The following is a 23784-nucleotide window of genomic DNA, read 5'->3' as shown; positions in this document are numbered from 1 at the left end:
CCCATGCGCTCCACTTTTATGGGATTAGAAGCAAGCAAACGAGGATTATTTACTCAACAATCAGCTCTATATACAACAGGGCATAATATCTCAAACGCCAACACAATTGGATTCTCACGTCAACGTGTAAATATGGAAGCAACTCTAGGCTATCCAGGCACAGGTTTAAATGCTCCTAAAACTGCTGGCCACATCGGAACTGGTGTCCAAGCCCAATCTGTTCAACGGATTCGCGACGAATTTATAGACCGTCAATATCGCCAAGAAACAACAAAACTTGGGTATTGGGAATCGAGAGCAAATGCGATTAGCCAAATAGAGGATATAGTAACAGAGCCTTCTGACTATGGATTGAATGCTGCTCTCGATCAATTTTGGAGCTCTTTACATGACTTAAGTGCGAGTCCTGAGAATGCTGCAACACGTAAAGTTGTAATACAACGGGCACTTCACTTAGCAGATTCGTTTAACTACACACATAAACAACTGTCTGATATTCAAGGGAATATCGGGAATGAAATTAAAGTATCGACAGATGATATAAATTCCATGTTAAAGCAAATTGCATCTATAAATGAACAAATTCAAGCCATTGAACCTAATGGATATATGCCAAATGATTTATATGACGCACGTGATGTGCTAATAGATGAGTTATCTCAATACTTCCCAATTGAAACAGAACGTGTTAAGTCTGGTGGAAATGCGCTTGCTATTGCAGAAGGTAGTCTGAATGTAAGCATTAAGCTAGCTGACGGTTCTAAAATAGAATTAGTAAAAGGGAAAGACTTTGCGCAACTTGAGATTATGGACACATCTAATAACAAATTGGATGGAACAGATCTGACTGCAGGGTTCAATGAAATAAAAATTACTGGCTTAGGCGGAGGGTCTATCACTTACGATCAACTAGCCCCATCTAAAGGAAAACTAGTATCATTAATAGATTCATTCGGTTATGGAAACCCTCCAACAGGATATTTCACAGATACATTAGCAAAATTAGATCAAATGGCTAATGCATTTAAAGATGAATTTAATAGAATTCATAAATTAGGTTATACGTTAGCTGAGGATGGGACTCCTAGTGCTCTTGGTGGAGACTTTTTTGAGAGTACCGGTGCTTTTGATATTAAAGTTAAGGATTCAATTATAAATAATCCGAATCTTATCGCTGTTTCCGATGCTCAAGGAGAAGCGGGGAACGGAAAAAATGCAATTTTACTAGCAAATATGAAATTTAATAAATTAACTGGAGTAACTGGCTTAGGTGGTGCAACAGTACAATCATTCTATCAAGGAGTTATCGGTAAACTTGGTGTAGACGGTGAACAAGCAAATCGACTGACGACTAATTCAGGAACGATTCTCCTAACGGTAGCGAATAATCGTGCATCAGTAAGCTCGGTTTCTTTAGACGAAGAAATGACTAATATGATTACATTCCAACAAGCTTACAATGCAAATGCACGTATGATTACAGTTATAGATGAAACGTTAGATAAAATAATTAACGGCATGGGTCGAGTAGGCTTATAGAAAGGGGATAAATAAATGCGTGTAACACAATCGATGCTTTCCAGCAATATGCTACGTAACCTATCAAATAGCTACTCCAAAATGGGAAAGCTACAAAACCAAATAAACTCAGGTTCGAAAATATCTCGTCCTTCAGATGACCCAGTTGTCGCCGTAAAAGGAATAGGATATCGAACGAATTTAAATAAAGTTGAACAATACAAACGAAATATGGGAGAAGTGGAAAATTGGTTAGACACTTCGGATGATACACTTGATCATGTAGGGATAGCTCTTCGCCGTGTACAAGAATTGGTCACAAATGCAGCGAACGATACGAATACGGATGAAGATCGTGAGAAAATGAAAAAAGAAATAGATCAAATTAAATTACAAATTCGCGATTTAGCAAACACCAAAGTTGGCGAAAAATATTTGTTTAGTGGAACGAATACTTTGAGTCCGGTTTTTGGTAAAGACACTGCTGGTAATGTTACCTTTCTCGGACAAAGTTTTACAGAAGGAGGTCTTTCTAATAATGAATTAGATTTGACGGCAATTCCTCCAACTTTAAATGGGATTAGTATAGCAGGTTATGTAAACTCTGTAGAAATCGAAGTGTACGATGGAGTAAATTTAAATGTAAACACTGATGCAATCCGAATGTTTGCTCAAATCGATGATTTACTCACAAATATTCAAAAAGATTTATCTGATCCTGCAGGTACCAATGGTACAACGATCGGAAATCACCTTGGTACACTAAGTGATGCACAAAACATTGTTCTCGAGAACCGTGCAGATATTGGGGCTCGACAAAATCGAGTAGAAATGATGATTAATCGACTTGCAACACAAGAGGTAGTCGTAACGAAGCAATTATCTGACAATGAGGATATTGATTATGAGCGTGTTATAACAGACATGATAACTCAAGAATCTATTCATCAAGCAGCACTTTCGGTAGGTGCCAAAATAATCCAATCAACATTAGTAGACTTTATTAGATAATAAAAAGCGTTTGGACAATTTGTTCAAGCGCTTTCTTTAGAGGTGAGATTAAATGGATTTTCCACAAATACAAATTCGAACAACCGATGCTAAATTGGGTCTGAACATTGATGACGCTAAACAGTTAATCCGTCAACCAAAAGCAACTCAACATATAGAACAACCTGCTGCAATTATTGACATTGAAACTAAGCAAGGATTTATGAGAATCGATTCATCTCAAGCAAGACGGGATGTTGGCTTAATTGGTCCTTTAGAATCTTCCGCAAAATATGCACAAGCAGGACGTCAAAAAGTAATGCAAGGAATGGCAAGACGTGCAAGTGAAGGAAGACAAATGATGGACATTGCGCATAATAAGAATGCAATTCCTGCGATTGCGAAGAAAAATTCATTCCCTGTGCCAGCGAAACTAGGAATTGATTTTATCCCTTCTGTAGGATCCGTTAAACTAGACTATACTCCTGCAAAGTTGGATATAAATGTCCAAACCCAAAAAACGAAAATTAGCGCTGAAGTGAATAAACCAATTCACGAATACACACCAGGTAAAGTGTCAGGTTATATGTTACAAAACCCATCGATAGAAATAGACGTAATTGTCTAAAAGGAGCAAATTATGAACATAGAAACAAAATTTCTAGGAGTAGTTACAATAGAAGAAAAAGAAATCATTCAATTTCCAAATGGACTTCCAGGATTCGAACAAATAAAAGAATTTGTCATACTACCATTAGAAAAAGACTCAGCATTTGCTATATTACAATCAATAAAACAACAAGAAATAGGCTTCGTAATTGCTCTGCCATTTATATTTAAACAAGACTATGCATTTGATTTAGCGGAGGAAGACAAAGAAGAACTTCAAATTAAAACGTCAGAGGATTTAATCGCATACTCAATAGTAACTTTAAAAGAACCTTTTAATAGTTCAACTTTAAACTTGCAAGCACCTGTTGTCATTAACCACAAACAAAAGATTGCGAAACAACTTGTCTTACAAGACGCAAACACATATCCATTAAGATTCCCTATCGAAGGGAGCAACGTTTAATGCTCGTACTCTCAAGAAAAAAAGACGAATCCATCATAATTGGCGATCAAATTGAACTAAAAATCTTAAGTGTTGACGGGGATCAAGTAAAACTAGGAATTATTGCTCCGAAAAACGTAAAAGTCTATCGATCTGAAGTATACGAAAGTATTCAACAACAAAATAAAGAAGCATTAAATGTTTCTAAATCATTAATTGAACAACTTTCGAAAAAAAATATTTAAAAACTATTAAACATTTACAGATTAGTACGATACTATTTATGTAAGGCAAAAATGGGGCGGCCGACCTTATACTGCCAAACAAATTCCACATGGACGTGGAACTAAATAAACCAAAATTCAAGGAGGAATCTCACAATGAGAATTCAACACAATATTTCAGCTTTAAACACACACAGAAACTTAACATCTAACCAAAGTGAATCTGCTAAAAACCTAGAAAAATTATCTTCAGGTTACAAAATCAATCGCGCTGGAGACGACGCTGCTGGTCTTGCAATTTCTGAAAAAATGCGTGGACAAATCCGCGGTTTAGATATGGCTTCTAAAAACGCTCAAGATTCAATTTCTTTAATCCAAACTGCTGAGGGTGCTCTTAACGAAACACACTCAATTCTTCAACGTATGCGTGAATTAGCGGTACAATCTTCAAATGATACAAATACTACTTCTGACCGTGGAGAATTACAAAAAGAAGTTGCTGAATTAACTACTGAAATTAACCGTATTGCAAATGATACAGAATTCAATACAAAAAAATTAATCAATGGTTCTGCAACTGGTCTAAAATTCCATATTGGAGCTAACGCAACACAAGAAATTACTTTGGCTATCGGTAGTATGAAAGCTTCAGCATTAGGTGTAAGTGGTCTTTCAATCTCTTCTCAAACTTCTGCAGATGGAGCAATCACAACAATTCAATCAGCTATTGACAAAGTTTCTTCTGAACGTGCAAAACTTGGTGCTAACCAAAATCGTTTAGAACATACTATTAACAATCTAGGAACTTCATCAGAAAACTTATCAGCTGCTGAATCACGTATCCGCGATGTTGATATGGCAAAAGAAATGATGAATTTCACTAAAAATAATATCTTGACTCAAGCTGCTCAATCTATGCTTGCTCAAGCTAACCAACAACCACAAGGTGTACTTCAATTATTACAATAATTTTCAATAAAAAAAAACCGAATTCCTCGATGGAATTCGGTTTTTTTATTGAGATTTAAACATTCTTACCGATATATATAGAGAGGTGGGACTTGTGAAATTTGAAATAGAAAAAGTAAGTACAAAAACGGATGGATATACTTTAATAGTGAATGGATTTTTTTTACATAGTAAATATAATCCTGAAAAGGAAGCAAAACAAGTTGCAGAACAACAATTTAAAAAAAATCATATACATATACTGTTCGGTAATGGACTTGGTTATATTTCAGAAGCACTTATGGAGAAAATGGATGAGGATAGTACACTTTTAATAGTAGATCCTCTTATAGATGAACTAACAGATTATGAAATAAGAAATAATGGGATTTTAATAAAACAGCTTACTAATGAAAATTTCGGTAGTTATTTAGGAGCAAAACTGGATAATTATAATAGAAACGTTACTATAATATGTTCACCTAATTATGACAAGCTATTCCCAAACGAATACAAAGAATTGTTAAAGTTAGTTAAGAATCAGCTAAACCTTAATATTGTAAATGAAAATACTATGCGGTATTTTGCCAAGACTTGGCAAAGTAACTATATAAATAATTTACTCTCTGCTAAATTGGATTGTTCAATTAATGTTTTAGAAAAAAAATTTAACTGTCCAGTTGTTATAGCGTCAGGTGGACCGTCTTTATCAAAACAAATTCCGTTATTAAGAAAAAATATTGATAACCTAATATTAATTGCAGCCGGTTCAACTATAAACACACTGCTTTCTTATGGGATAGAACCTGATTTTGTTATTTCAATTGATGGTGGAGATAAGAACTTTGAGCATTTTCAAGATTTAAATTTAGACAAATCACATTTAATATACAGTTTGACAAATCATCATAAAATTAGAAGTAAATTTCATTCTAATTGTTTCTTTTTCCTATCCAATGAGTTTGTAAATTCTAAGAATATTATTGATTATACTTTAGATAAGGACGTGCCAATTATACGTGGTGGTGGTTCAGTGGCAAACTATGCATTCTCAATTGCAAGTTATATTTCAACTGGTCCAATAGCGTTGATAGGGCAAGACTTAGCTTACACGTATAATAAAACACACTCAGAGAATAATAGAAATTACAAAGAAATTGATGAGAAATACAAAGAAGAAAGAGGAATGTTTTACACGAAAGGTTACAATAATGAAGATGTTCTTACCGATTATGCCTTTTTGTCAATGAAAGATACTTTTGAAAGACTAATCAATATTGTAAAGCATGAGAATTCTATTTACAATTGTACGGAAGGCGGTGTCAAAATAGAAGGATATATACATGATTCATTTGATATATTCTGTAAAAAGTATGCTATCTCGAGAATAACAAAAGAAATATTTAAGGCTGATAAGTATGTAGATTATAAAAATTTTAAAGGGAAAATAGAAGAAGAAATCATACATTATAATAAAATTATTTCTTATTTAATTAAAGGTTTGAGTGCTCTGTCTGGTAGCAAAAGTAAAACATTTTTTTCAAATAATATTCTAAGGAAATTAGAAAATGTAGATAGTGAGATAGAGAAGTTATTTCAGAAGGTATCTATGTCTACAATTATTCAGCCTATTACGCTTGATATTCTTAAGAGCTATCAAGTTAAAGAAAGAGAAACGACCAAAGAAACTTTTGAACGAATATACAATCAAAACAAAGAGCTATATTCAAGATTACTTGATGCTGCAAAAATATCAAAAGAGTACACAGTAAATCTTATTGAGAAAATTAATGAGTATGTAAAGGATGATAACAATGAGTGAAATATTAATTGAAACAGTAGAAAGTTATAACAATTATTTAAGTAAGATTCCTACAGGATGCCATGAAATTGCTGATCTACTCAGAGCGGACCAAATAAAAAATGCGATGCATTTAATTAGTAAATTTAGCGAAGGAGTTATCTGGTTAACAACTGTAAATGAACTATTTTTAAAAAATAATCTACAAAGTGAATTGAATGCAAAAAAGATTCATGAGTTTTTAAATGAAATAAATAATGGATTAGAAATTCAAGATTATGTTCTTGTTGCTGATATGTTTGAATACGAAATAAACCCTTTTTTTGAGGGATGTTCAGCAATAGAATTAACAAACTGAACATGGGATTTAAGATTGAAGTTGCTAGAAATGGTGAAAAAACTTTACTATTTAATGGCAAATATATTTATAGTAAATACAATCCTTCTAAAGATGCAGAAAAGTTTATTGACCATGATGTAGACAGTGATGCAAAAGGGTATTTATTGATTGGGTTAGGTTTGGGATATCATTTAGAAAGATTACTAGATTTAGCTTCCAATAAAAATATATTATTGTTACTGTTAGATTCAGAAGAATTAAATGTTTTTAAAAAGCATTCACGAAACAAACAAATTCTAAATAAGAAAACTGTCCAGCTTATTAAAGCAGGAGATAAAATCCAAGAATATCTAGATTATCAAGTGATATTACCAAATGTCTGGTTAAAAGCAATTTCTAGAAATCATCCGTATTTTACAATGCTAGAGGATATAAAGATAAGACAAATGAGTTATAATACTACAGCTCCACTTTTAAAAAGTAACTTTTTGAGTAATATTCAAAATAGAAATTTTTATGTTAATGAATTAGAAAATATTTTTGAAAATAAATGGGCTTGTTTGATCTCAGGTGGACCATCTTTAAATGAGACCGTAAAATGGCTTGAAAAAGCAAAAGACAAAATGTTCATTCTAAGCGTAGGTTCTTCATTAAAAGTATTATTAATGAATGGTATTATTCCTGATGCAATTATTATCACAGATCCATCTATAAATGTTGTGAGTCAAATAGAAGATAGTCATTATAAAGGGACTTTGTTTTATTTATCTACGGCTAATCATGAAATGTCGAAGATACATGATGGTCCAAGAATAATGCTATTTCAACAGGGCTATTTTTTGGCTGAACAATATGTATTAAAAAACGAAAGCCCACTTATGGAGACAGGTGGATCTGTTGCGACTACAGCAATCTCTCTTATTGAATATTTAGGTTTTGAAAAACTCTTTTTATTTGGTCAAGATTTAGGGTTTAAGGGTAATAGAACACATTCTAAAGCATCTACATCTGGGATTGAAGTAGCAGAAAGTTTCAACTTTAGAAAAGTTATTTCTAACAGAGGGGAGATTATTAATACAACCCCTAATTTGAGTACCTATCATCGTTGGATAGAAAGAAAAGCAAGAAAAACAAAAATGATAATTTTAAACACTGCAGATGATGGAGCTAAAATAGATAATGTTCCTATGATTAAAAAGGATATTTTTCTAGAGTATCTTCATTCTCTTTCAGAATGTCAGTTTAAAAAAATATTAGAAAATAAGTTGAAAAACTAAAAAGGTGAAGTCAATGCAAAATAAAACATTATCTCAAAAAACGATACTAGTAACGGGTGGAACTGGATCCTTCGGAAAAAAAATTATACGTAAAGTACTAGAAACAGATATAAAAAAAGTCATTGTTTTCAGTCGTGATGAGTTAAAACAATATGAAATGGCACAAGAATTTAAAGACAATAGAATTAGGTTCTTTATAGGTGATGTAAGGGATAAAGATAGACTTTACCGTGCATTCGATGGGGTAGACATTGTCATTCATGCTGCCGCGATGAAGCATGTGGAAGCATGTGAATACAATCCATTCGAAGCGGTAAAAACAAATATTCATGGAGCTCAAAATATTATAGAAGCTGCAATAGACCGTGGGGTAGAAAAAGTCATAGCTCTTAGTACAGATAAAGCATGTAGCCCTGTGAATCTATATGGTGCAACTAAATTAGCATCGGATAAATTGTTTGTGGCTGGAAATTCTTATGTAGGGGAAAAGAAAACTCGTTTTTCTGTTGTTAGATACGGAAATGTCGTTGGTAGTCGGGGCAGTGTAGTACCATTCTTTAAAAAGATTAAAGAGACAGGTACATTGCCAATCACTGATGAGCGTATGACACGATTTTGGATTACTCTTGATCAAGGAGTTCAGTTTGTTTTAGATAATTTAGAGCGTATGCATGGTGGAGAGATTTTCATTCCTAAAATTCCAAGTATGAAAGTTACAGATTTAGCAACTGCAATAGCACCTGAATGTGAAACTAAAGTAGTAGGAATTCGTGCAGGAGAAAAATTACACGAAGCTATGATTACTGAAGATGACGCTCGTCATACTGTTGAATTTGATGATTACTTTATCATTCAACCAGAATTTTCTTGGTGGTCTAAAGAATTTGCAGAGGGAGGTAAACCCCTTCCAGAAGGCTTCAAATATGCAAGTGATATTAATGATAACTGGTTATCTATTAAACAATTAAAAGAATTGGTGGAAGAGATGTAGTCATTGACTGCATTTTTTCTATAAGGAGATATTAAAATGAGAGATACTTATTTACCTTATGGTAAGCAATTCATTAATGATGACGACATTAATGCAGTGGTAGAGGTGCTTAAAAGTGACAATTTAACTACAGGACCTGCTATAGAAATGTTTGAAAAAAAAGTGGCTGCTTATGTTGGTTCATCATATGCAGTTTCTTTTTCTAATGGAACAGCCGCTTTACATGGCGCCTGTTTTGCAGCAGGAATAAGTAGTGGAGATGAGGTTATCACAACTCCTATCACATTTGCTGCAAGTGCGAATTGTGTCCTCTATCAAGGTGGAAAGGTTGTTTTTGCTGACATTAATCCAAAAACATATAATATAAATCCTACTGATATCGAAAAGAAGATAACTCCTAAAACAAAAGCTATAATACCAGTACATTTTACAGGTCAACCAGTGCAATTAGAAGAGATTCAAAAGCTCGCTAACAAATATAATTTGGTTGTTATTGAAGATGCTGCACATGCTCTAGGGAGTATATATAAAGGAAAAAAAGTTGGATCAATTAGTGATATGACAATGTTTAGCTTTCACCCTGTGAAACATATTACAACAGGTGAAGGGGGCATTATCACAACGAATAATAGAGAATATTATGATAAACTTATACAATTTCGTTCTCATGGGATTACGAGAGACCCCAAATTATTGCACGAAAATCATGGTCCTTGGTATTACGAAATGCAGTTTTTAGGCTATAACTATCGGATGACTGATATTCAAGCAGCACTTGGAGCTAGTCAAGTAGACAAATTAGATAGTTTTGTTAGCAGACGAAAACAGATAGTTGCAGCCTATAATGAGGTATTTACTGGAATGTCAGAAATACAAATTCCATATCAGTTGCCAGATACAGATTCAAGTTGGCATTTGTATGTGCTTAAATTAAACTTGGAACAATTGAATGCTTCTCGGAAGGAAGTATTTGAAGAACTACAAAAACTAAATATAGGTGTAAATGTTCATTACATCCCTGTACATACTCTACCTTTCTATCAACAACTGGGTTATGAAAAAGGTTCTCTTCCAGAAGCTGAGAAATTATATGAAGAAATTATTTCATTACCTTTGTTTCCCTTAATGCAGGATCAGGACATTGAGGATGTCATTGAAGCCGTTAAATTAGTAATTGGAAAAGTAAAAATATGAGAATTTTAGCAATTATTCAGGCTCGAATGGGCTCAACTAGATTACCAGGTAAAATACTAAAAGAAGTGAATGGTAAACCTTTATTAGCGTATCAACTAGAAAGAGTGAGAAAATCTAATTTTATTGATAAGATTGTTATAGCCACTACAACTAATAAAAATGATGATCTAATAGTTAAGTTTTGTGAACAGTATAACGTTGATTACTATAGAGGTTCTGAAGAGGATGTACTTGCTCGTTATTATGAAGCCTCGGAACAATTTGGAGGAGACATTATAGTTAGATTAACTTCAGATTGTCCTATTATAGATCCTTCTATTATCGATGAAACAATTAAATATTATATCGACAACAAAACAGATTATGACTATGTATCAAATACAATAGAAAGAACATATCCCAGAGGATTGGACACGGAAGTTTTTTCAAAAAAAGCTTTGAAGAAGGCTTTTATAGAATCAAAATTAGAGAAGGATAGAGAGCATGTTACAGCATACATGTATTCGAATCCAAAAAATTTTAATATAGGGTTTATCTCAAATAATTCGGATCTTGGTAAACATAGGTGGACTGTTGACACAATAGAGGATTTCCAATTAATTGAACTTATCTTGAAAAAATTATACAAAGAAAATCACATTTTTTATATGAACGATGTAATCTACCTTCTTGATAAGAACCCACAATGGATTCAATTAAATATTCATATTGAACAAAAGAAATTATAAGGTGGTAAATATGCAAGTATTTATACGAACGGATGCTTCAATCCAAATTGGCTCTGGTCATGTAATGAGATGTCTAACACTAGCAATACAATTACAAAAGAAAAATGTACTTGTAAAATTTGTTTGTAGAAATTTAGAAGGTAACATGATTGAATATATTACTCAGCAAGGGTTTGAAGTATTTACACTTTCGGAAATTAACGCTACTTCTGATTGGGATTGGACTAGGGAAAATTGGCAAAAAGATGCTAAAGAGACTATTAAGTTTATTCAAAATGAATATAGATTAGTAGATCTGTTAGTCGTTGACCATTATTCTGTTGATTTTGAATGGGAACAGCAATTGCGTCCATTAGTAAAAAAAATAATGGTAATTGATGACCTTGCTAATAGGAAGCATGATTGTGACATGTTGCTGGATCAAAACTATTATCTGAACTTAGAAATACGATATCAAAACTTAGTTCCTAAAAGTTGTGTACAACTATTGGGACCAAATTATGTTCTACTAAGAGAAGAGTTTTTACAAACGCTAAATAACCCTAGGGAAAGAAAGGGAAAAATAGAGAATATCTTCGTATTTTTTGGAGGTGCTGATCCAACAGGAGAAACGATTAAAGTGTTAGAGGCATTGAAGAAATTAAATAATCAGGAAATTAAAATAAATGTTGTTGTTGGAGGAGCAAATCCGAAATGCAATGAAATTAAAAAGATTTGCAATGAAATGATAAACGTAACTTTTCATTACCAAGTTAATAACATAGCAGAATTGATGCAAAAAGCAGATCTAGCGATTGGAGCAGGGGGAACAACAACATGGGAACGCTGCTTTTTGAAGCTTCCTGCAGTAACAATAACTGTTGCAGAAAATCAATGTGAATTGACCGAATCGATATCAAAACGTGGAGTAAGTTTAAATCTAGGATCAAGTACAAAAGTAGGGGTATGGGAAATTAAAAATTCAATTTCTAATATCCTTCGAGAACCTATACAATTAAGAAATATGTCAACAAGTTGCTCACAAGTAATGGATCAATACAAAATTAAAAAAAATCCTGTTTTACTAGAAATAATGGAGATGTGCTTATGAAGATACTATTATTAGGTCCGTACAGAGAAAATATCCAAAATTTTCTTACATTATTTGGCGATAAAGTTGTGCACAGTGAAGAAGAGATTAATTCAGAACAAACTATAGGTGAAAATTATGATTATATCATCAGCTATGGATACAGATACATTATTCCAATAAGTATGGTTAATTATTACAAGAATAGAATAGTTAATCTACATATTTCATATTTACCTTGGAACAAGGGTGCAGATCCAAATTTTTGGAGTTTTCTTGAAGATACTCCAAAAGGAGTATCGATCCATTACATAGATGAAGGTTTGGATACAGGAAATATTATTTCACAAATAAAAATTACTTTTGGAGAAAACGAAACCCTTGCATCTACTTATCAAAAGTTAATAGTTGAAATTGAAAGATTATTTTTTGAAATATGGCCACTTATTAGAAGCGGAAAAAACAATCAGTTTATTCAAGTAGGTAAAGGAAGTTATCATAGAACAAAGGATAAAGACGTCTATTCACACTTATTAACAGAGGGATGGAATACACCAGTAAGTTATTTAACTAAAATTGCAAAGCGAGGGGAAATAAATGAATGAAATTATATTACCAAATTTAAGGATTGGCTCTAATCATAAACCTTTCATTATAGCTGAAATGTCTGGAAACCATAATCAATCACTAGAACGGGCGTTAGACATAGTGGATGCTGCCGCTAAATCTGGAGTTCAAGCATTAAAAATTCAAACCTATACGGCTGATACAATTACACTTAATAATGAAAATCCAGATTTTTTAATTAATGATGAAAAGAGTTTGTGGAAAGGGAATTCATTGTATAAACTCTATCAACAAGCCTATACACCGTGGGAATGGCATAAACCAATTTTTGATCGTGCACGTGAACTAGGAATGATAGCCTTTAGTACACCCTTTGACGATACAGCAGTTGACTTCTTGGAAGAATTGGATGTACCTCTCTATAAAATTGCATCTTTTGAAAACACTGATTTACCACTTATAAAAAAGGTTGCATCTACTGGTAAACCAATGATTGTTTCTACTGGTATGGCTACCGTAGCGGAGTTAGATGAATTAGTAAGAACGGCGAGAGAGGCTGGCTGCAAAGATTTAATCTTATTGAAATGTACTAGTACATATCCAGCTACACCTGAAAATACAAATATTTCAACCATTCCTCATATGAGTGAATTATTCGATGTGCAGGTTGGATTATCAGATCATACCCTGGGAATTGGTGTTGCAGTAGCAAGTGTAGCATTAGGTGCTACTGTGATTGAAAAACATTTTACGCTTTCAAGGGCCGATGGTGGTGTAGACTCTGCTTTTTCAATGGAACCTTGTGAGATGAAGGAATTAGTTATAGAAACAGAGCGTTCATGGCAGGCAATGGGCAAAGTTACTTATGGTCCTACCGAATTAGAAAAAGCATCTTTAAAATTCAGACGTTCTATTTATGTATCAAAGGATATTAATATTGGAGAAAAATTTACAAAAGAAAATATAAGAATTGTTCGTCCAGGGTATGGACTAGAACCTAAATATTATGAAAAACTTATAAACAAAATAGCTAGGAAAGATTACAAAGCGGGAACACCAATAAAGATAGATGAGTTATTGTAGTGTACATAGTAGGAGATGAGTAATTGGCTGAAAATCAAAGCATCAAAATCCCTGCACATCATAATGTGTATACTGGCTTTTCAAATAGAGAGTTGAGAATTGACTTTTCGCTTCCTGAGAAAGGGACAAATGAGAATACTGGCATTGCAATATTAGTTCCGGGTTTTGGGGGTAATATTGATTCAAATGTGTATAAGAAAATGAGAGAAACATTTGCCGAGAAACATAATCTAGTTACAGTACAATGTGAGTATTTTGGCAGTGACTTTATGCAAAGTACTTCTTCCTTTAATCTAAAAGGTGATTCAAATGAGTTTCTGACTGCTCTCCCTCCTGAGGATAGAAGTAGAATAAAAAAGGATTTTTCTAATCTATTAGATATATTTTCCAGTAAAAAAATTACTCTCCCAGTAGTTGCAAATTTAGAAGAAACAAGTAATTATTTTAATGATATGGGCTATATGCAAGCAATTGATATTATTACGTCAATTGAAGCAATACGAATTATTTTAAAAGATAATAATTTGAAATTTAATGAAAACAAAATAATAGGATATGGTCATTCTCATGGGGCTTATTTAATTCATTTAAGCAATCGATTAGCCCCTCATCTTTTTTCCCATATTATAGATAACTCTGCTTGGATTGAACCAGTTTATTTAACTGCTAATCGCTACTTATTTCAGGGCTATGGACAAATGACATTACAAATTGAATTTGATTACACAGCTAAAGAATACATAGAAGATAAAAAATCACTTAATTTATTCACTTTGTATAATGGCTTTAATAACGTAGCAAAAATTTTTTCATTCCAAGGCAATGATGATCATTTAATAAATCATTTGGAAAAAGAAGAACTGATAAAAAATATTCCAGGGGCAGAGTTTATTTTAATTGATGAAAAAAAGGTAGATGGACACATATTTAATTCCAATAAACATGGATTAGATGCAGATTTTTTGAAAATGTTTGAATATGGAGTAGAAGAATTAGGAGCCCATCACAATGACTTAGAACTGTTAACTAAATATGAAATTACATTATCAAAAACAATGATTCAAGTGGACTATTCATTTGGGCTGCCTATATTCAATAGAAAGTTATTGTAGATATACAAAACTAGACTAGGAACCTTAAAACGGTTTCCTAGTCTGTTTTTTTATCTAAACAAACTTAGTACATCACTAGCATTCTGATTAGTATGCTTAATCAGCAACTCATCGCCTTTTTGACGTATCCCTTGTTTAACATATTCCATCATTTCAATGGCCATATCTGGGTCTCGAATAAGAGACTCTGATTTTTGAAGACTAACTTCGATATTAGACACGTTATCCTTATGATGAGTTAGTGCCTCATAGTCTGCACCAGTATTTGCTAAGTTGGTAGAAATAATGGATTGTGCCTTATCCACTTTAGTTATTAAATTCTTTGCTTCCTCACGTGTAGAAAGCTTAGCAATTGCTATTCCTAGAGAAGCTGTACTCACGTTTACTGTATCGATACGAAGGGTCTGCCCTGTGTTGGCGCCAACATGTATGTACAATGGTCGGACATTACCAAGGATACTTTGTGTGTTGAACTCCATTTTATCAGCAGTGTCGTCAATTGATTGCAATAGTTGATCTAATTCCTTCTGAGAAGCATCACGGTCCTCATCTGTCATTGTGTCTGTTGCATTTTGAACAGCAAGCTCTCGGATACGCTGAAGCACACCGCTTACTAATTGAAGTCCTGCATCCGTAGTTTCAAGTACTGAAAGACCATCCTGCATATTAAGCTGAGCTCTTGCAAGTCCACGAATTTGTCCGCGCATTGTTTCCGAGATGGACAAACCTGAAGCATTATCTGCAGCACGAGTCAATTTGTCACCACCTGAAAGTTTCTCCAGTGTTCTGGTAATTGCATTATCATTTTTCTGATAACGATTGGTAGAAAAGGCAATCCATGCCTGGTTTTGTATTTTCAATTCATTCACCTCCATGTGAATTTTTTTTATTACACTATTATTATCGTCAGTTTAGATGGAAATTTTGCTAACAACTGAAAATTAATAAAAAAATGACGATAATGTTTATAAGAACATAGTTAGCATAGGAGGAGAGCCTAGTATGCGTATATCTGCACAGGCACGGACAAATGATGTCGCTGTTGCTACACAACCCAAGCAAGAGGGTATAGTGGAAGTAACAAAAGTAAATGAAGCGGAAAATTCCCTGAAACAAATCATGCAAGCAGAACAAAAAGCAAATGAAAAAGAAGGAATTCCAAAAGAAAAAGTACAAAAAGCTGTTGAGGCATTAAATGAATTTATGACAGTGCAGAATCGTAATTCAAAATTTGTTATGCATGATGGATTAGAACGCTATTATGTTGAGGTTGTGGATGCAGAAACTGATGAGGTTATTAGAGAAGTGCCACCTCGAAAGCTCCTAGATGCATATTACACAATGCAAAAGTTTTTAGGAATGATTATTGACGAAAAGATATAAAATTAGGAGGTTATTATAAATGGCAGGAATGAGAATTGGTGGATTGGCTTCAGGAATGGATATTGATAAAATTGTTGGAGATTTAATGAAAGTACAACGTGTTCCGCTCGATAAATTACTACAAAAGAAAACTACTTTCGAATGGCAACGTGATTCCTATCGTTCTATCAATACAAAGTTAAATACTTTTAATAATTATTTATTTGATAATTTTATGTTATCAAGCAACTTTAATAAAAAGAAAGCGGAAAGTTCCAATTCGAGTCTGGTAAGTGCCACTGCAACAGGAGCAGCATCTAGTAACTTATCTATTGAAGGGGTTTCCCAGCTAGCATCAGCAGCGAGAAATATAGGCAACTCTATTACCACTTCCACAGGAGGAACGGTTACTGGTAGTACAAAAATGAGTGAATTATCTGGAATAACAGGGGATACTACCATTGAACTAAAGGCTATTCAAGCTGATGGAACTCTAGCAGCCAAAGCAACAAAAATTGAGATTAGTGCGAATGACACGATTAACCAAGTAGTTAAGAAAATTAATGACAGCAATGCTGGTGTATCCGCTTTATTTGAGAATGGCAAGTTATCCATTACTGCCAAAAATACTGGTGATTTGAAGGGTGAAGCAGAAGTACAAGTAACTAATACTGAAGGTCAGAACGTATTTGAAGCACTAGGCATGGGAACGGCAGGAAATATTGCTATAAATGGTTTGGCCGCTGGGGGCAAAAATGCAGTTTTCCAAGTGAACGGTATTTCTACAGAGCGTTCTTCAAATACCTTCACGATCGGAGGTTACACGGTTACATTACAATCTACCTTTAATGAAAAAAATACATTTAAACAACAGCTTGAAGCAGTAAGAAAAGCACTTGAATTAGCTCCTCAAGATATAAAAAACGCTGAAAACGCAAAAACAGTAGCTGAAGATAATCTTTTAGCTATTCAAGCGGATTATGATAATTCATACGGTAGTATAGTAGACACCGATATAAAAAACACATATGACAGCTCTATCAAAACAAATAACAACTTGAAAAATGTATTAGCAAATATTAGCGAGTCTGATTTAGATAAGGTTGCTAATCTTTTTAATCAGGCAAAAGTAAATGGCACAGAAATAAAAGATGAAGAGATTGATGCATTAGAGGTAAGTGACAATACTAAAAAATTGTTAAAAGGCTTATCTACTGCTGATAGAGGAACATTAATAGAAGTTGGTCCTGAATTTTCTACTATTAGTACAGTAGCTAAAAATGAGATAAAATTAGAAATAGGGCAAAAAGAAGTTAATAGAACAACTTCCGAACTAGACGCTGCCAACAAGCGTAGTGAACAGTTAACTAAAGAATTAGCGGATTTAGAAAAAATAGACCAAGATACAATAACAGAAACGTCTGCTGCTCCAGTTCAACTAAAGTCTTCTACAGATATCGATTCCATGGTTGACAAAGTAAAAGAATTTGTGACAAAGTATAATGAGCTTATTAGCGGAATGAATGATTCGTTGAAAGAAAAAAAATATCGAGATTTTCCTCCACTAACAGATGAACAACGTAAAGATATGTCTGAAAGTGAACAAAAGTTATGGGACGAAAAAGCTAAAAGTGGTCTTTTGCGAAGCGATTCTATTGTAAGTGGCGGTTTGTCGGGAATGCGTAATGCTATCTACGGAAAAGTTGGAAATGAAGATAATGTGATTGATACGCTCGCAGAAATGGGTATTACCACTTCCAGTGCTTATACAGACGGTGGGAAATTAATTATTAATGAAGATAAATTACGAAAAGCTTTAACAGAAAATCCAGATCAGGTTGTAAAAACCTTAACCACATCAGGTACTAAAACTGAAACAGAGGATACACGAGGAATTGTTCAACGTCTTCGCGAGTCGATGAAAGAATTTACTGGTAAAATAGAGTTGAAGGCTGGTAAAGCTACTTCTACTGACCAACAATACTCAATAGGTAAAAGCTTGATTGATACGAATACTCGCATTACAAATTTTACGAGTCGTTTAAAGGATATGGAAGCTCGTTACTGGAAACAATTTACCGCGATGGAGAAAGCAATTAGCAAAGCTAACTCTCAATCTTCATACCTTTCCCAATTTGGTAATAATCAATAAGTGAATAGTTTTTGAGTTACATTAAAGGAGTTGTATCGTATTGGCAGCACAATCGGTTCACCAAGCTTATAAAAATAATAGTGTGAGCACTGCATCACCTGGGGAATTAACGTTAATGCTTTATAATGGATGCTTAAAGTTTTTAGGTAAAGCGAAGATTGCAATTACTGAAAAAAATGTCCAAGAAAAAAACATTAACTTGCAAAAGGCTCAAAAAATTATACAAGAGCTGATGGTGACCCTGAACATGAATATTGAAGTTTCAAAGTCTATGATGCAAATGTATGAATATATGAACCATCGTCTAATTGAAGCGAATATAAAAAATGATGTGAACATTATTGAAGAAGTAGAAGGGTATGTACTTGAGTTTCGAGATACATGGAAACAAGTAATTCAGATAAATCGACAAAAGCAATTTACTGGAGACCAAGCATAATGGGTGAAGTAGAACATTTTCTAATTGCATCTGAAGAGCTTTTTTCTCACTTAGCAAATATTCCTTCTGAGGATGAACGAACAGAGTATATTGAGCAAATTAATCATTTACTCGACGTACGTGAGCATTCGATTCAAGTATTAGGAAACACGGATCTTTCCACCCATTCCTTATTCGACCATTTACTAGAATTGGATCGTGAGATTAACAAGAGCTTGAAAAAAGTGATGGATATGGTAAAGGGAGATCTAAAAGATCTTCAACAAAAGAAACGTCATGAAAGTTCTTACTCGAACCCTTACGCAGCTACACAAACTATTGATGGCATGTATTTTGACAATAAAAAATGAAAAAACACCGACTTTGTACTTGAAAGTCGGTGTTTTTGTTAATGTTAGGAAAGTAGCTGAAATGTTTCTCATTAAATCAGTACTTCAGCTTATTTGACAGAAGACTTCAATTTCCAACAAATTTTTACAAATAGATTTACTATTCTAATAATTATATGGTATATTTATAGTAATATTTTCCTCAAAAAGGAAGGGGCTATTTTTGGTGAAAACATCATTGAACTCAACAGCAGATAGTAGTATGGAGAGGGATAAACATATACTTTATCAATTATTAGATATGGGCCAATCGTACAATCTGTCTCAAAATGATGCATTGGTGGAAATTTGTAGCAATTCATCGATCCTTCTAGATGTAGATCAAGTATCTATTTGGTCTCTTTCGAGTGACAACTCTACTCTTAGCAATATTGCTTCTTCTATTCAGAGTGAAGATGAGGTTTTAGTAGTACATCAAAAAGACCATCCACACTACTTCAAATTGATGAAAGAAAAGAAATTTTGGACAGAGGAGCAAATGGAAGAGTATACGTCTCCTTTTCCATATCGTTTAGAGTTTCTGCTTAGTAACGGGAATGACTCTAAAGGAATACTAAGTATTCGTAGTTCAACCAAGAGAGAATGGAAGAAAAATGAATTATTAGTAATACCATCGATTGTTCATTCGATTATGCTACTAATTGAAAGAGAATCATATAAAAAGCTTTCTACTATAGATACTTTGACTGGGCTTAGTAAAGTGACTTCCTTTTTAGAAGAAACAACGGAAAGAATGACAAAAGTTGATGAAACAATGGATACATACTTTATCTACCTTAAAATCGATTTTTTCCAAGATATTCAAGACGTATTAGGAATTGATGGGGCAGATGAGGTCTTAAAAGAAGTGGGATTACGAATTCAGACGTTATTTCCAGAGCCTTATATAACTGCAAGAATTGGATTTGATCATTTTGCCATTTATTTTGATACGGCTAATAATCCCCAAACTGGTGAGGGATATTATGAAAGAGTTGACGAGGCACTTGCCAAAAAGATAATGGTTGGGGATCAAGAAGTTTATTTAACCTATTCCATTGGTTTTAGTCAATTTCCGCAGCATGGAGAAAACGCGAAAGCTTGTTTAAATGCGGCTCAAATTGCTTTAAATAATGGAAGAAAGAAATTTTCAAGAAATGCACAAACTTTTTACACACCAGATATGTACACTTCTAAGTCGAAAGATTTACATACGGAAATGAACCTTCGAAAAGGGATAGAAGCCAATGAGTTCGAACTATACTATCAACCAAAAGTGAACTGCAGCGACGGATTGGTTACTGGTTTTGAAGGGCTCATCAGGTGGAATCATCCAGAACTTGGAATTCGAAGTCCTATGGAATTTATCCCTATTGCTGAATCTACTGGTTTAATAATTCCGCTCGGTGAGTGGGTGATTACAGAAGCAGTGAAACAATTATCTCTCTGGAATGAAGGACATCGGATTGATTATACAATTTCTATTAATATTTCCTCTCGGCATTTTTTGCATAGTGACTTTCCCCAATACTTGTTGAAGCAACTAAACTATTATAAAGTCTCTCCTGCACGGTTAGTTATTGAGGTTACGGAAAGTGTGGCTATGATAGAATACGAAACTGTTAAGGAACGAATTGATTATTTAAATGATTTAGGTTTCTCAGTTAGTATTGACGACTTTGGTACTGGTTTTTCTGCGTTTGTATATTTGCAGCATTTCCCTGTAAGAGAAATAAAAATAGATCGTCAGTTTATTCAACGAATCGATTGTGATGAAAAAAGTTTAGGAATTACAAAAACCATTATAGATTTAGCGAAACAACTATCACTAAAAGTAGTTAGCGAGGGCGTAGAAACTAAGGAACAATGGGAAAAGCTAAAAAGTTTAGGTTGTGATGAAATTCAAGGTTTCTTTTTTTCAAAGCCATTGAAAATCGAGAAAATAGAATTATTATATTAAATTCTTTTGTTATTTCCTGGGCAATATCTTTACAAAATTAGTAGTGAGATATTAATAGTTTAATGTTATGATTAATTTACTAGTAAAAAAGAAGGAGGATTAATATGTTAAAAAAAGTGCTTTTAGTAACGGTATTATTATTTTCATTTTCAACGACAGCTAATGCTAGTTCTAGTCCTTTGTATGAAGTGAAAAAAGGAGATTCCTTAACGAAGATTGCGAAAGCTTATAAGATATCAGTGAATGACCTTATAACTTGGAATAAACTGACGAAAGAAAGTATTTTTGTAAAGCAAAAGTTAATTGTTCAAAAGCCGACTATAGTTAAGACAACTATTAAACCGACACAAACAGTAGCGACAACTAAACCATCACAAACGGCAGCAACAGCTAAACTTGCAGTTCCGGTAAAAACTGAACCGATTGTGCAACCGGTTCAAGTGAAGGCTGAAGAGCTAATTACGAGTCCTACTCCTCTAAATGATGAAGCAAAACAACTTTCATCGAACGGACAAGCAATTTATAGTTTAGCAGTAAATTTTGCGGGCAGGTTGGAAGGTATACCTTATTTGTATGGTGGGAATACGATGGCTGGTTTCGATTGTAGTGGATTTATTTATTTTGTTTATTCGCAAGCGGGGCTGAAGATTAGTCGTCAAAGTAGCGAAAGTTATTTTGCTGGTAGTACAAGTGTTACGAATCCGGTTGTTGGAGACGTAGTGTTTTTTGAAAATACATATGGCATCGGCATTTCCCATATGGGAATTTACATAGGTAATAATGAGTTTATTCACGCAGGTACTAAAGGTGTCGAGAAGGCGAAATTAGATTCTACTTATTGGAAGGAACATTTTGTAGGGTTTAAACGGTTTAACTCGGTTATTGAAAATTAAAGTATAGGGGGGCTATATTATGAAGTGGTCAATAGGTAAAAAATTATGGATGGGGTTTTCCTCTATTTTAATTATAATGATTATCATGGTATTTTTAGCCCTCTCATCGATGTCGGATAGTAGTGATAAGTATAAATTTTTATTGGATGATCGAGTAGTTAAACTAAATCTATTGAAGGAAATTGAGATCTCTCAAAAAGATATGAGTCAGAATTCACTGGAGTATTTATTGTTTACTACAGATGCTTCGAAAAAATCGGTAAAAGAGAATTTGCAAATTACAGAGAATCTTGCAAAAGAACTGAGAGGAAAGCTTTTCTCACCAGAAACATTAGAATTGATGAATAGTTTCGATAAGAAATTAGCTTCTTTTGCAGCAATTAATCAGGAAATTATTTTAGCAAAAGAGAAAAATGACACGATGGGTATTAGTAAACTCTCCTCAGAAGCGAAATCCATTAGTAATGAAGAGATGCAAATTTTAGGAGAGATTGAGCAATTTTTGAATGATGATATGGTACAAACTAGAAAAGAAATTAATAGTTATGCGAAAGCTGCAACCACTTTTTTTATTGGAGTAACTTTATTCGCTATTCTATTAGGAATTGTTTTAGCCTATTTCATTAATAGAAGCATTTCTCGGCCAGTTAAGAGAGTTACCGCAGGATTGTCAGAAATTGCGAATGGGAATTTGTTAGTTGAACAAATTATCATCAAAAATAAAGATGAAGTCGGTGAAATGGCTACTGCGTTCAATAGAATGTCCAATGATCTTCGAGAAATTGTGGCAAGTGTACGAGATTCATCAATGCAACTTGCATCTAATGCTGAGGAACTGTCTGCGAGTTCAGAGGAGAGTTTAGCCTCTTCTCAAATGGTGGCGAAATCAGCTGAGGAACAAATGGTAACAAGTGAACAACAAGTTAGTCATATGGATTCTTCTGTTCAAGCGATGAATGAACTGACTCAAGGAGTTGGACAAATTTCTATAAGCAATGAAGAAATGTTACATTCTGCAGATGATGTCCAAAAATTAGTGAAAAAAGGTTCAGGAGTAGTACTAGAAGTGGCTAATCAAATGAATACAATTCATAAAACATTTGTAGATACGACATTTATCATGAATAATATGGCGAAGCATTCAGGTGAAATTCAAAGTATTACTTCGCTTATTACCGATATTTCCGAGCAAACGAACTTGCTTGCTTTAAATGCAGCTATCGAAGCAGCTAGAGCCGGTGAGTACGGAAAAGGTTTTGCGGTTGTGGCTGAAGAAGTGCGTAAACTAGCTGAGCAATCGAAAAACTCCGCAACGGAAATTGCTTCTATGGTTCAAGTCATTCAGTCATCTTCAAGTGATGCAGTAAAAGCAATCACAGAGGGCGAAGTAATAGTGGATAAGGGACTCTCCAAAACAAATGAATCAATGGATGTATTTAAAGAAATTGAAACGGCTGTTGGAGAAGTTGGAATCAAAGTGGAATCCGTTTCCGCAGCAATCGAGCAAATCCAAGCAATGGCGGAATCCGTTTCTGAAGGTTCACTTGAAGTTCAACGTCTTGCTGCAATAGCTGCAGACGGCGCAAATGATACAAGTGCTGCTACCGAAGAACAACTTGCTGCAAATGAAGAGATAACTGCAAATGCGCAATCATTGACAGATCTCGCAGAAATTCTTCAAAACAATGTAAGTCATTTTAAAATATAGACTATT

General features: G+C 33.8%; 24 protein-coding genes. 23 read left to right on the top strand and 1 reads right to left on the bottom strand.

Annotated elements, in window-relative coordinates:
* Positions 1-3 precede the first annotated feature (3 nt).
* From flgK to ACTSKG_RS07695, 16 genes are all read left to right on the top strand, one after another.
* Positions 4-1539, top strand: a complete 1536-nt coding sequence (gene flgK / locus ACTSKG_RS07770) for a flagellar hook-associated protein FlgK (protein WP_464757568.1) — start codon at positions 4-6, stop codon at positions 1537-1539.
* Between the two features lie 15 nt (positions 1540-1554).
* The gene (flgL, locus tag ACTSKG_RS07765) at positions 1555-2529 is read left to right on the top strand and encodes a flagellar hook-associated protein FlgL (RefSeq protein WP_464757567.1); all 975 of its coding nucleotides are present in this window, start codon (positions 1555-1557) and stop codon (positions 2527-2529) included.
* A gap of 52 nt (positions 2530-2581) precedes the next feature.
* Positions 2582-3136, top strand: coding sequence for a DUF6470 family protein (locus tag ACTSKG_RS07760; RefSeq protein WP_464757566.1), 555 nt, complete (start codon positions 2582-2584; stop codon positions 3134-3136).
* Between the two features lie 12 nt (positions 3137-3148).
* Positions 3149-3583, top strand: a complete 435-nt coding sequence (gene fliW, locus ACTSKG_RS07755; protein ID WP_464757565.1) for a flagellar assembly protein FliW — start codon at positions 3149-3151, stop codon at positions 3581-3583.
* Positions 3583-3807 (top strand): carbon storage regulator CsrA, encoded by a 225-nt coding sequence (gene csrA / locus ACTSKG_RS07750; protein WP_464757564.1) that lies wholly within the window; start codon positions 3583-3585, stop codon positions 3805-3807. The genes fliW and csrA overlap by 1 nt, the downstream gene beginning before the upstream one ends.
* Before the next feature lie 135 nt (positions 3808-3942).
* On the top strand, positions 3943-4755 hold the full coding sequence (locus tag ACTSKG_RS07745) for a flagellin N-terminal helical domain-containing protein (protein WP_464757563.1): 813 nt from the start codon (positions 3943-3945) through the stop codon (positions 4753-4755).
* 94 nt (positions 4756-4849) lie between these two features.
* Positions 4850-6556 (top strand): motility associated factor glycosyltransferase family protein, encoded by a 1707-nt coding sequence (locus ACTSKG_RS07740; protein WP_464757562.1) that lies wholly within the window; start codon positions 4850-4852, stop codon positions 6554-6556.
* Positions 6549-6893, top strand: coding sequence for a DUF8042 domain-containing protein (locus ACTSKG_RS07735; protein WP_464757561.1), 345 nt, complete (start codon positions 6549-6551; stop codon positions 6891-6893). The genes ACTSKG_RS07740 and ACTSKG_RS07735 overlap by 8 nt, the downstream gene beginning before the upstream one ends.
* On the top strand, positions 6866-8152 hold the full coding sequence (locus tag ACTSKG_RS07730) for a motility associated factor glycosyltransferase family protein (protein ID WP_464757560.1): 1287 nt from the start codon (positions 6866-6868) through the stop codon (positions 8150-8152). The genes ACTSKG_RS07735 and ACTSKG_RS07730 overlap by 28 nt, the downstream gene beginning before the upstream one ends.
* 13 nt (positions 8153-8165) lie before the next feature.
* Entirely contained in the window at positions 8166-9143 is a 978-nt protein-coding gene (pseB, locus tag ACTSKG_RS07725; RefSeq protein WP_464757559.1) for a UDP-N-acetylglucosamine 4,6-dehydratase (inverting), read from the top strand.
* Positions 9144-9179: 36 nt separating this feature from the next.
* Entirely contained in the window at positions 9180-10337 is a 1158-nt protein-coding gene (gene pseC / locus ACTSKG_RS07720; protein ID WP_464757558.1) for a UDP-4-amino-4,6-dideoxy-N-acetyl-beta-L-altrosamine transaminase, read from the top strand.
* Positions 10334-11065 (top strand): cytidylyltransferase domain-containing protein, encoded by a 732-nt coding sequence (locus ACTSKG_RS07715; protein WP_464757557.1) that lies wholly within the window; start codon positions 10334-10336, stop codon positions 11063-11065. Before pseC ends, ACTSKG_RS07715 begins: the two co-directional genes overlap by 4 nt.
* 10 nt (positions 11066-11075) lie before the next feature.
* The gene (pseG, locus tag ACTSKG_RS07710; RefSeq protein ID WP_464757556.1) at positions 11076-12155 is read left to right on the top strand and encodes a UDP-2,4-diacetamido-2,4,6-trideoxy-beta-L-altropyranose hydrolase; all 1080 of its coding nucleotides are present in this window, start codon (positions 11076-11078) and stop codon (positions 12153-12155) included.
* Positions 12152-12739: a formyltransferase family protein gene (locus ACTSKG_RS07705; protein ID WP_464757555.1), complete on the top strand. Its 588-nt coding sequence runs from the start codon at positions 12152-12154 to the stop codon at positions 12737-12739. Before pseG ends, ACTSKG_RS07705 begins: the two co-directional genes overlap by 4 nt.
* Positions 12732-13784 carry a pseudaminic acid synthase gene (gene pseI / locus ACTSKG_RS07700; RefSeq protein WP_464757554.1) on the top strand — a complete coding sequence of 351 codons (1053 nt, stop codon included), beginning with the start codon at positions 12732-12734 and terminating at the stop codon, positions 13782-13784. Before ACTSKG_RS07705 ends, pseI begins: the two co-directional genes overlap by 8 nt.
* Before the next feature lie 23 nt (positions 13785-13807).
* A complete protein-coding gene (locus ACTSKG_RS07695) occupies positions 13808-14896 on the top strand; it encodes a DUF2920 family protein (protein ID WP_464757553.1) in 1089 nt (362 codons plus the stop codon).
* 50 nt (positions 14897-14946) lie between these two features.
* Here ACTSKG_RS07695 and ACTSKG_RS07690 read toward each other — a convergent pair whose 3' ends face one another.
* Complete coding sequence (locus ACTSKG_RS07690) at positions 14947-15765, bottom strand: flagellin N-terminal helical domain-containing protein (protein ID WP_464757552.1); 819 nt, start codon at positions 15763-15765, stop codon at positions 14947-14949.
* A 133-nt stretch (positions 15766-15898) separates the two neighbouring features.
* Here ACTSKG_RS07690 and ACTSKG_RS07685 point away from each other — a divergent pair, with 133 nt between their 5' ends.
* From ACTSKG_RS07685 to ACTSKG_RS07655, 7 genes are all read left to right on the top strand, one after another.
* The gene (locus ACTSKG_RS07685) at positions 15899-16279 is read left to right on the top strand and encodes a flagellar protein FlaG (protein WP_464757551.1); all 381 of its coding nucleotides are present in this window, start codon (positions 15899-15901) and stop codon (positions 16277-16279) included.
* Positions 16280-16298: 19 nt separating this feature from the next.
* Positions 16299-18410 carry a flagellar filament capping protein FliD gene (gene fliD / locus ACTSKG_RS07680; RefSeq protein WP_464757550.1) on the top strand — a complete coding sequence of 704 codons (2112 nt, stop codon included), beginning with the start codon at positions 16299-16301 and terminating at the stop codon, positions 18408-18410.
* A gap of 40 nt (positions 18411-18450) precedes the next feature.
* Positions 18451-18849: a flagellar export chaperone FliS gene (gene fliS, locus ACTSKG_RS07675; protein WP_464757549.1), complete on the top strand. Its 399-nt coding sequence runs from the start codon at positions 18451-18453 to the stop codon at positions 18847-18849.
* Positions 18849-19199, top strand: a complete 351-nt coding sequence (gene fliT / locus ACTSKG_RS07670) for a flagellar protein FliT (RefSeq protein WP_464757548.1) — start codon at positions 18849-18851, stop codon at positions 19197-19199. The genes fliS and fliT overlap by 1 nt, the downstream gene beginning before the upstream one ends.
* Before the next feature lie 205 nt (positions 19200-19404).
* A complete protein-coding gene (locus ACTSKG_RS07665) occupies positions 19405-21177 on the top strand; it encodes a putative bifunctional diguanylate cyclase/phosphodiesterase (protein WP_464757547.1) in 1773 nt (590 codons plus the stop codon).
* A 104-nt stretch (positions 21178-21281) separates the two neighbouring features.
* Positions 21282-22070: a C40 family peptidase gene (locus ACTSKG_RS07660; RefSeq protein ID WP_464757546.1), complete on the top strand. Its 789-nt coding sequence runs from the start codon at positions 21282-21284 to the stop codon at positions 22068-22070.
* Between the two features lie 19 nt (positions 22071-22089).
* Positions 22090-23778, top strand: coding sequence for a HAMP domain-containing methyl-accepting chemotaxis protein (locus ACTSKG_RS07655; RefSeq protein WP_464757545.1), 1689 nt, complete (start codon positions 22090-22092; stop codon positions 23776-23778).
* The last annotated feature ends 6 nt before the right edge of the window (positions 23779-23784 follow it).

This window comes from Psychrobacillus syltrankelensis (genome assembly GCF_055454035.1).
Note: the sequence above shows the minus strand (reverse complement) of the source record. Positions and strands in the feature narration are given on the sequence as shown.

Bases quoted from the DNA above. Each gene is read 5' to 3' on its own strand.
- ACTSKG_RS07705 (WP_464757555.1), top strand. From the start codon at position 12,152: ATGAAGATACTATTATTAGGTCCGTACAGAGAAAATATCCAAAATTTT.
- flgL (WP_464757567.1), top strand. From the start codon at position 1,555: ATGCGTGTAACACAATCGATGCTTTCCAGCAATATGCTACGTAACCTA.
- ACTSKG_RS07745 (WP_464757563.1), top strand. From the start codon at position 3,943: ATGAGAATTCAACACAATATTTCAGCTTTAAACACACACAGAAACTTA.
- pseC (WP_464757558.1), top strand. From the start codon at position 9,180: ATGAGAGATACTTATTTACCTTATGGTAAGCAATTCATTAATGATGAC.
- ACTSKG_RS07660 (WP_464757546.1), top strand. From the start codon at position 21,282: ATGTTAAAAAAAGTGCTTTTAGTAACGGTATTATTATTTTCATTTTCA.
- ACTSKG_RS07685 (WP_464757551.1), top strand. From the start codon at position 15,899: ATGCGTATATCTGCACAGGCACGGACAAATGATGTCGCTGTTGCTACA.
- fliD (WP_464757550.1), top strand. From the start codon at position 16,299: ATGGCAGGAATGAGAATTGGTGGATTGGCTTCAGGAATGGATATTGAT.
- pseG (WP_464757556.1), top strand. From the start codon at position 11,076: ATGCAAGTATTTATACGAACGGATGCTTCAATCCAAATTGGCTCTGGT.
- ACTSKG_RS07760 (WP_464757566.1), top strand. From the start codon at position 2,582: ATGGATTTTCCACAAATACAAATTCGAACAACCGATGCTAAATTGGGT.
- pseB (WP_464757559.1), top strand. From the start codon at position 8,166: ATGCAAAATAAAACATTATCTCAAAAAACGATACTAGTAACGGGTGGA.
- ACTSKG_RS07655 (WP_464757545.1), top strand. From the start codon at position 22,090: ATGAAGTGGTCAATAGGTAAAAAATTATGGATGGGGTTTTCCTCTATT.
- ACTSKG_RS07735 (WP_464757561.1), top strand. From the start codon at position 6,549: ATGAGTGAAATATTAATTGAAACAGTAGAAAGTTATAACAATTATTTA.
- ACTSKG_RS07730 (WP_464757560.1), top strand. From the start codon at position 6,866: ATGTTCAGCAATAGAATTAACAAACTGAACATGGGATTTAAGATTGAA.
- fliT (WP_464757548.1), top strand. From the start codon at position 18,849: ATGGGTGAAGTAGAACATTTTCTAATTGCATCTGAAGAGCTTTTTTCT.
- pseI (WP_464757554.1), top strand. From the start codon at position 12,732: ATGAATGAAATTATATTACCAAATTTAAGGATTGGCTCTAATCATAAA.
- fliW (WP_464757565.1), top strand. From the start codon at position 3,149: ATGAACATAGAAACAAAATTTCTAGGAGTAGTTACAATAGAAGAAAAA.
- flgK (WP_464757568.1), top strand. From the start codon at position 4: ATGCGCTCCACTTTTATGGGATTAGAAGCAAGCAAACGAGGATTATTT.
- csrA (WP_464757564.1), top strand. From the start codon at position 3,583: ATGCTCGTACTCTCAAGAAAAAAAGACGAATCCATCATAATTGGCGAT.
- ACTSKG_RS07715 (WP_464757557.1), top strand. From the start codon at position 10,334: ATGAGAATTTTAGCAATTATTCAGGCTCGAATGGGCTCAACTAGATTA.